This is a genomic window from Anaerolineae bacterium, from assembly GCA_013178015.1.
Classification (GTDB): Bacteria; Chloroflexota; Anaerolineae; order DRVO01; family DRVO01; genus Ch71.
Window position 1 is genome coordinate 22460 of record JABLXR010000057.1, and the last position, 8531, is coordinate 30990.

Annotated in this window: 7 protein-coding genes; 5 read left to right on the forward strand and 2 right to left on the reverse strand. The window is 68.3% G+C overall.

The window, feature by feature from the left end; all coding sequences use genetic code 11:
• The 5 genes from HPY83_17230 (at position 1) to HPY83_17250 (ending at position 6930) form a co-directional block, all read left to right on the forward strand.
• Complete coding sequence (locus HPY83_17230; protein ID NPV09688.1) at positions 1-870, forward strand: class I SAM-dependent methyltransferase; 870 nt, start codon at positions 1-3, stop codon at positions 868-870.
• 23 nt (positions 871-893) lie between these two features.
• Positions 894-1958, forward strand: a complete 1065-nt coding sequence (locus tag HPY83_17235; protein ID NPV09689.1) for a radical SAM protein — start codon at positions 894-896, stop codon at positions 1956-1958.
• Positions 1959-2101: 143 nt separating this feature from the next.
• Positions 2102-5287: a DUF389 domain-containing protein gene (locus HPY83_17240; protein ID NPV09690.1), complete on the forward strand. Its 3186-nt coding sequence runs from the start codon at positions 2102-2104 to the stop codon at positions 5285-5287.
• A gap of 122 nt (positions 5288-5409) precedes the next feature.
• Positions 5410-6501: a DNA recombination protein RmuC gene (rmuC, locus tag HPY83_17245; protein NPV09691.1), complete on the forward strand. Its 1092-nt coding sequence runs from the start codon at positions 5410-5412 to the stop codon at positions 6499-6501.
• A gap of 21 nt (positions 6502-6522) precedes the next feature.
• Positions 6523-6930 carry a four helix bundle protein gene (locus HPY83_17250; GenBank protein NPV09692.1) on the forward strand — a complete coding sequence of 136 codons (408 nt, stop codon included), beginning with the start codon at positions 6523-6525 and terminating at the stop codon, positions 6928-6930.
• 58 nt (positions 6931-6988) lie between these two features.
• Here the strand turns inward: HPY83_17250 and HPY83_17255 are convergent, their stop codons facing one another.
• Positions 6989-7375, reverse strand: a complete 387-nt coding sequence (locus HPY83_17255) for a hypothetical protein (protein NPV09693.1) — start codon at positions 7373-7375, stop codon at positions 6989-6991.
• A gap of 36 nt (positions 7376-7411) precedes the next feature.
• The gene (locus tag HPY83_17260) at positions 7412-8377 is read right to left on the reverse strand and encodes a prohibitin family protein (GenBank protein ID NPV09694.1); all 966 of its coding nucleotides are present in this window, start codon (positions 8375-8377) and stop codon (positions 7412-7414) included.
• Positions 8378-8531 lie beyond the last annotated feature (154 nt).

The following is an 8531-nucleotide window of genomic DNA, read 5'->3' on the forward strand; positions in this document are numbered from 1 at the left end:
GTGGCCGGCGCGAACGCCGGCGGGCCCAGAGGGGAGCCTCCCTGGCGACGCTACCTCACCGACTACAACGAGGGGCTGGGCCTGGTCTATGAGCGCCTGGTCCTCAACGACTACCTGGAGGGCCTTAAGCACCGCTTCGGCCTGGAGCGAGTGCTGGAGGCCCCCCTGTTCGGTATGGCTGGCGTCTCCGGGATCAACAGCATTCACCTGGCCCGGTTGGGATGCTCGATCACCCTGGTGGACACGGACGAGGAGCGGCTGCAGGGAGTGCGACGCCTCTGGAGTGAGCTGGAGCTGGAAGCGGATTTCCACCTCCAGGCCAAACTGAGCCAACTGCCATTCCCCGATCGCTCTTTCGATCTGGCCTGGCAGTGGGCGGGCCTGTGGTACCTGGACGACGCCGAAGCACTCCTGAGCGAGCTGTGCCGAGTGTCTGGCCGGCTGGTCTTCGCCGCCATGCCCAATCCCCGCCAACCCGGCTACTTGCTACGCAAGCACGTGGCCGAACCCGAGTTCTTCCGGGGAGTGGACGAGTCCTGGACGGACATCGGCCGGGTGCGCCGGGCGCTCGAGGGCCGGGGCTACCGGACCATCGAGCAGGGAGTGATGGACGTCCCGCCCTGGCCGGACACTGTGATGCCGGTCGCCGAGTTGTTGCAGCGCCTGGGCATACGCTCCAAGCGCCTGCAGCGGCGCTTCAGCGGTGCCTCCTGGGAGTGGAGCACCATGGACTACTACCTGGGCCGCCAACCTGACCTGCGGGAGCGCGTGCTGCGGTATGCCTGGCTGGAGCGCTCACCCCTGCCCCGCTGGGTCAAGGGGCTCTGGGCCCACCATCGCTACGTGCTGGCGGAGAGGCATCCGGGGTGAGCGCGCTGTCGCTGCTTCCCGCCATGGTGCGCCAGTGGCGCTTCCGTCTCCTAGGCGTGCCCAGCCTGCCCTTCAGCCTAGTGGTGAGCGTCACCTACCGCTGCAACAGCCGCTGCCATACCTGCAACGTCTGGCGCAAGCAGTCCGAGGAGCTGGAGCTGGAGGAGTGGCAGCAGGTGTTCGGCCACCTGGGCCATTCGCCCCGCTACCTCACTTTCAGTGGAGGAGAGCCCTTCCTGCGGCGTGACCTGGTCGAGATCGTCTCCTCCGCCTACCAGAGCTGCCGGCCCCTCGCCATCACCATCCCCACCAACGGCCTCTTGGGCGATCGAGTGGTAGAGGCATGCGACCGCATCGCCGCTGCCTGCCCGGAGAGCAACGTAGGCATCAACCTGTCCCTGGACGAAGTGGGCGAGCGGCACGACGAGCTGCGCGGAGTGCCCGGCAACTGGGAGCGGGCCACGAGCACCTGGCAGGGCCTCAAGCGCCTGCGCCGGCCGAACCTGACCCTGAGCATCCACACCGTCATCTCGCGCTACAACGTCAGCCGGCTGCCCCAGATCCGGCAGGCGCTGCTGGAGTTGGAGCCGGATAGCTACATCACCGAGATCGCCGAGCGCCGCCGCGAGCTCGACACCCTCGATGCCGACTTCGCGCCCGAGCCCGAGGAGTACCGGCGAGCAGTGGCGGAACTGCTGTCCGCCGGTGGCTCGGTGCCGGCCAGGCGCTTCGCCGCCCTGACTCAGGCTCTCCGGGCCCGCTACTATCGCCTGGCTGTGCGCATCGTGGCTGAGGAGCGCCAGGTCATCCCCTGCTACGCCGGCTGGGCCAGCGGCCATATCGCCCCCGATGGCGACGTGTGGACCTGCTGCACCCGGGCGGAACCGATCGGGAACCTGAGGCAGACCGGCTACGATCTGGGACCTATCTGGCGGGGCGAGGAGGCGGCCAGCCTCCGGCGAAGCATACGTGCCCGCGAGTGCGCCTGCCCGATGGCCAACGCGGCCTACACCAACATGCTACTGGACCCGGCGTCTCTGGTGCAGGTTGTAGGTTACCGGTTACAGGGGATAGGTCATAGGTTGTAGGGGATAGGGAAGAGGTTAGGGAGCTCGTTCTCTGTCATTCCTGTAGGGTGGGCCATGTTCCGCACGCGGGCCGGGTGGACGATGGCACCGTCTCAGGATCTGGGTGCCCTGACTCCCACGACCTGTGACCCGGGAGAATGAGTTTGGACCGGGCCGATGGGCACTTGATGGTGGGGCTACGGCCGGCAGAAACAGTAGCAGCCGGTGCCGGGCTAGGCCTGGCGTTGCTGGCCGTGTGGGGAGGCAGCCTGGGGCCTGAACCCCTCCTCCAGGCCATCCTCGCGGCGCTGCTGGCAGGGTGTTTCCTCATCCTCGCCCTGCTCAACTCCTTCGAACTGCTGGCCGGGAGTGCCGATCCTACCGGCGGGGCGCACGTTCTGGTGCACGAGGTAGCCCAGGGCATCGTCGGGTTCATGACTGGATGGTGGGCGGCCACGGCCGGTCTGGTCCTCGTCGCTCTTCTGTCCTACCTGGCCGGGGCCCACGCCGCGGCTCTCCTGTCTCCCTGGGTGAGCCTGGAACCCAGGTGGACGGGCCTGGCCCTCCTGATGGGTGTGCTGGTCTTGCACTTACTGGCGGGCGAGGTGCGTCCTGCCTGGCTGTGGCTGGCAGTGCCCCTACTGGTGGGCCTGTTTGCGGTGGGGCTGGTGCGCTGGGTCCCGGCCCCCGCAGGCCTGGCGCCGGGTCCTCTGCCCCCTCTCGGTGCCTGGCTCGCCCTGACCTATGCCCCGCTGGAGTTGACCCTCTCCTCGCGCCGATGGATCAGAGCGCCGCTGGTCGCCGAGGCATCCGGTCGGCTCTGGCGCCAGCTGGTCTCGGCTCAACTGGCGGCGCTGGCGGTGCCGTTATTGGGCTCCGTTCTGTTGCTTCCGTCCCTGGGGCGGGCCGAAGCCGCCGAGCCCGCCCTGCGGCTGGCCCGCCTGGTCGGCCCCACCGCCGCGCCGGCCGTGGGTGTGGCCATGGTGCTGGTGGCCCTCCTGCTGGGGCTGGACGCCGCCGTACGGCTCTTCGGCCATGGTATCAGGACACTGGCCCGTCTCGGGGGCCTGCCCATCGCCCTGAATCGGACCTGGCGCCGGAGCGGCCACCCCTGGCCGCCGCTGCTGGCCGCTGTTGTGGGAGCGGGTGCCCTTGTGTGGGCGCTGCCGCCCGGCTGGCTCGAGGCGGTGGCCCGCCTCGCCTGGCTCATCCCGCCCCTGGCCCTCAGCGCCACGGCGGCGTACAGCCGTCAGGTGGAGCGAGAGCGGCGAAGGCTCTTCCGGTTGCCCTTCCACCCCATGGTGCCCGGGCTGGCGCTGGTCCTGGGGCTGGTGCTGCTGATTGGCCTGCCACAGCAGTCCTGGCTCGGCGGGGCCATCTGGTCGGCTGCGGGTGCGCTGGTGTACGTGGCCTACGCCCGCAGGCACCAGGCCGCTGCTCAGGTGGGGGCTTCGGTCTTCACCGGCCCAGGCCTGCCTGAGAAGGCGGAGGGAGGGTTCCGTGTGTTGGTGCCGCTGCGGTCGGCCTCCAGTCGAGAACGGGAGCAGGTGTTCCCTCTGGCCCTTCGCCTGGCCGAGGCCACCGGTGGAGACGTTCTGCTGCTCAGAGTCATTGCGGTGCCCGATCCCCTGGCGGTGGAGGAGAGCCGGCGCATGGCTCAGGAGCAGGATGAGCTCTTCCGTTGGGCGGTAGCGGCCGGGGAGGCATCCGAGACGGTTCACTCGGTGACCCGCCTGGCCCGCAGCCGGCCCGAGGGCATCCTGGACACGGCGGTGGAGGCGGACTGCGACCTCATCCTGATATCGGCCGACGTGTCCGAACAGCGCATGCCCCTGCGACGCGTGGTGGACCCCGTCACCCGGTGGGCTACTCGCAATGTGGCGGTGCTGATGCGCAAAGAGGGGGAGGCAACCGAGATCGAGCCCATACGGCGCATCTTGGTGCCGACTCGGGGCGGCTCGCACGTCGCCCTGGCTGCCCAACTGGCGCTCCTCCTGGCTAGTTCCTCCGGGGCGGAAGTGACGGTACTGAACGTGGCCGACATCCAGGCTTCGGCCGAGGAGCTGGCCGAAGCGGAGGAGGTTCTGACCCGAACGCTGGAGAGGTTCAGTGCTCAGGCGGAAGCGTTGGAGGCGGAGGTGGTGGTGCGGGGCGAGGTGGTCCAGGGGGACCGGCCGGCCCGGCGCATCGCGGAGGAGTCGGCCGGTTACGACCTAGTGATCATGGGCGCCTCCGAGATGGGGCTGCTGGACCGGGTGCTGTTCGGCACCGTTCCCGAGGACGTGGCCCGCATGAGCGCCACGCCCGTCTTGGTGGTGCGACGCTATCTTGGTCTGCCCCGGTTCTGGCTGCGCCGTCTGTGGGAGGCGGTGTACAACGCCGTTCCCGAGCTCGATGCCGAGCAGCAGGTGGAGGTGTACCGGCAGATCCGGCGGGGGGCACGTTCGCGCGCCGACTTCTTCATCATGATCGGCTTGGCCTCCCTGATCGCCACCTTCGGGCTGCAGCAGAACAACCCCGCCGTCATCATTGGCGCCATGCTGGTGGCACCCTTCTTCGCTCCGGTGGTGGCGCTCGGTCTGGGCATCGCGCACGCGGACGTGCGGTTGCTGCGGGTGGCTCTCGAGTCCACCCTCAAGGGCGTGTTCCTCAGCGTGGCTCTGTCCTTTCTCTTGAGTGCTGCGGTGCCCCTGCGCACCGTAACTGCCGAGATGACCTCCCGCACCCAGCCGGGCCTCCTGGACCTGGGGGTGGCGCTGGCTGCCGGAGCGGCAGGCGCCTACGCCGTCTCTCGCAAGGAGGTATCCGCCTCTCTGCCGGGGGTGGCCATCGCGGCTGCCCTGGTCCCGCCCCTGTCGGTCATCGGGGTGGGGATGGCCTGGGGCCAGTGGCGGCTGGCCGGAGGGGCGGCCCTTCTATTCGGCACCAACCTGGTGGCCATCACCCTGGCCGGGGCGCTGCTAATGCTGATGGTGGGGTTCCGCCCCGCCCCCCGGCGTGAGGGGCAGGAGAGGCTGCGCATCGGTCTGGTGCTGGTGTTGCTGTCGCTGTTGCTGGTGGCGGCACCGTTGGCGGTGCTGTCGGCGCGATCATTGCAGGTGTTCCAGGCCCGGCGCCAAGTCGAGGCGGTTCTGACCGAGCGGCTGGCCGGTGGCCCCGGGCTGAGGCTGATGGCGGTCTCGGTGGAGGAAGGGGCGGGTGGGCTGGAAGTCATGGCCACCGTCGCCAGCACTGGTGGGGTCTCGTCCGAGCAGGTGGCTGACCTGGAGCGAGAGCTGGAGGCGGAGACAGGCCGGCCGGTGAGGCTGGGGGTGGTGGTCTGGCCGCTGGTGCAGGGCGCGGAGCACTGAGCCGCCGCGCGCCGGTTGGTTCCTCTGTGGTTCTGCCCTGGCACAAGTCTGGCAGCCTCATCGGGTGAGCCCCCGTCCGAACCGCTGGGCAGGGGAACCTGAAGGGGAGATGAGGCGGCGATATGGACCCCTTGTTGCTGGTTGTGGCTGTCATACCGGCGCTGCTGCTGGTGGTGGCCATGTTTCTGCTCGCCCGGCGGGCGAGCGACGCAGGAGCGGCCGAGGGGGCGTGGCGGGAGGCCGCTGAGTACCTCACCCAGACCCGAATGGAGTTGCGCAGCCTGGGAGAGCGGGTCCTGCGCTTGGAGGAGTTGCAGAATCGGGTTCAGGGAGGCATCGCCGGTCTAGATCGGACGCTGGCCCAGACGGATGTGGCAACCAGGACTCTGATGGAGGCGACCGGCGCCATCCGGCAGGAGCTCTCCCAGGCGAAGCAGGACCTGGTATCCCTGCAGGCTCAGGCGCGCGCCCGGCACGACATGGAAGCGCAGGTGGCGACCTCCATCCGCCGGCTGGAGGCTATCCTGGCCGGGACCCAGAGCAAGGGCGCGGCAGGGGAGAACGTGCTGGAAGCGCTCTTCGGGCGGCTGCCGGCGGAGTGGCAGGCGCGCAACTTCCGAGTGGGCAGCCGCGTGGTGGAGTTCGCCCTGCGGCTGCCCAACAACCTGGTGCTGCCCATCGACAGCAAGTGGCCGGCCACCGAGCTGCTGGAGCGCTTCGCCCAATGTGAGGACCCGGAAGAGCAGCTCCAGCTCAAACGCGAGGTGGAGTCGGTGGTCCTGGCCAAGGCGCAGGAGGTACGCAAGTACCTGGACCCGAGCACTACGGTGGACTTCGGCGTGGCAGCCGTGCCCGACGCCGTCTACGACCTGTGCAGTGGCATCCAGGCCGACCTCTTCCAGATGAATGTGGTGCTGGTCAGCTACGGCATGTTCGTCCCCTACCTGCTGCTCGTGTTCCAGACCGTGCTCAAGACCTCGCAGGAGATAGACGTAGAGCGTCTCTTGAGCTACGTGAGCAGCGCCCAGGAGAGCACCCGGCTCCTGCAGGAGGAGCTGGAGGGGCGCTTCGCCAGAGCCCTCGCCATGCTCTCCAACTCCCGCAACGACATGGCGGTGCAGGTGAGTCGCATCTCCAGCTGGCTCACCAGCCTGTGCGTGGCGGCGCCCGACGGTGGGGAGACGCGGAGAGGGGGAGAGGGGGAGACGGGGTGACGCGGAGAGGGGGAGAGAGGGATGGGGAGCATAAGGCACTTCAGGGAGCTGGAGGTGTATCGGATGGCGATGGAGGCAGCGGCGCGGGTGTTTGAGCTGTCGAAGGGGTTTCCGGTCGAGGAGAGGTACTCGCTGACGGATCAGGTGCGTCGCAGCTCGCGGTCGGTCTGCGCCAACATCGCCGAGGCTTGGCGCAAGCGCCGCTATCCCGCCGCGTTCGTTAGCAAGCTCAGCGACTCGGAAGCCGGGGCAGCAGAGACCGAGGTCTGGCTGGAGTTGGCCGTACGCTGCGGCTATCTTGACCAAGCCCAAGCGGCCGATCTCGAACAGGAGTACGAGCACATCATGGGCAAGCTGGTCCGGATGGCCTCACAGCCCGAGCAGTGGTCCATCCCGTCCTTGCGTGAGGAGCCCGCCCACTACGACTAACCCTCCTGTCTCCCCATCTCCCCCTCTCCGCGTCTCCGTGTCTCCCCCTCTCCCCCTCTCACTCCGCCCGCCACCCGAGGTAGCCGTTGGCCAACGCCAGGGCCAGGACCGCCGCACCCGGGATGACGGTGCCGAGATAAGTGGAGCCCACCAGCAGCAAGCCCAGCAGGAAGGGGCTGAGCATGATCCAGGCCCCCAGCAGTACCAGGTACGAGCAGGACCGCTCCATGAGCTCGACGGCTATCTCCAGATCGTCTGCGGAGCGGTCGCCGTCGCCCTCATCTAGTCTGAGAGTGGCCCCTAGGCCGCCTAGCAGTGCCACCAGCACCCCAGGCAGCACGTTGCTGCCGTAGACGGCTGGATCCATGTCCCAGGAGAACACCAGAGGTGCCACCGCCGCCCACAGGCCCAGGGCCGCCGCTGCTGCCGCAACCCTGCGCTTCACGCTCCCCGCCGCCTAGCCCGCTGCCCCGGCCAACTGCTAGCGAACGGTGCTGTCGCCAGTGCTGGGGGAGGGGCTCAGGGCACTGGCCACCTCGTCCTGAAGCCCCAGGTTCAGGATGGGCAGCACGGCGTCGCTGGGTACGACGATCAGCCTCACCGAGGAGTCCGGATCGCGGATGGCGTTCACGAACTCGAGCTGAACGATGTTGGGGTTCTCCGCCAGAGCCGCAGCCCGCAGCCGAATGGCTTCGGCCTCGCCCTCGGCCTCAGTGATCACCGCCTGCTTGCGGAACTCGGCCTGACGGGCCCGGTTCTGCTCCGTGATCACCCGCTCCTGCTCGATCTGCTTCTCTTCTACCGCCCGTACGTACTCCTCGGAGAAGGCGATCTCGCGGATGCCAAAGGCGTCCAGAAAGAGCCCCTGAGCCTGGAACAGCGGCCGCAACTCGTCCTCGATGTCCTGCTGCACCATGGCCACGTCCCCGGTGTAGAGGTCGGAGGCGCGGTAGTTCCGCGGCACCTGCCGGGCGATGACGCGAGAGTGGAACTTGACCACTTTCTCCACCGCCGCCGCCTCGTCACCCAGTTGGTTGGCTATGCGAGTGGTCTCGTCCCTCAGGATGTGGAAGCGGACCGAGAAGGAGATGAGCACCTGCTGCCCGTCGTTGGTGGTCGAGTCCACCGGGAAGTCAATGTAGTCAGCACGGGAGCCGGCCTGCTTCTCCAGCGGTGCCGTCTCGTAGACGATGTCCTTGGTGTTGTACACTATCACCGAGTCGGTGAAAGGGACGATGAAGTGCAACCCGGGGTCCAGCACCGCGCCGGTGACTCGCCCCAGACGCTTCACCACCCCCACGGTCCCCACCTCCACCACCGTGGCTGCCGACGATATCAGAATGAAGGCCAGGAGAAACAAGAGGCCGGCAGCGATCAAACGGCCCCGGCCCTGGAGGGACGAATCCCCTCTCTGGCGGTAGACCTCGAAGCTCGTGTTCTGCGACACTCGGAGCACCTCCCCCTTGAGCTCGCGGTAGCGATTCGCCGTCCCCAAGGGTAGGACGAATCGAGTCGGCGCAACTGATGGTATGCAACTTATCAGCGGCAGGGGCCAACCGCAAGAAGGGGAGGGGGAGAGGGGGAGACGCGGAGACGGGGAG

Excerpts from the sequence above, each read along its gene's own strand:
- HPY83_17235 (NPV09689.1), top strand. The coding sequence starts at position 894 with ATGGTGCGCCAGTGGCGCTTCCGTCTCCTAGGCGTGCCCAGCCTGCCC.
- rmuC (NPV09691.1), top strand. The coding sequence starts at position 5,410 with ATGGACCCCTTGTTGCTGGTTGTGGCTGTCATACCGGCGCTGCTGCTG.
- HPY83_17250 (NPV09692.1), top strand. The coding sequence starts at position 6,523 with ATGGGGAGCATAAGGCACTTCAGGGAGCTGGAGGTGTATCGGATGGCG.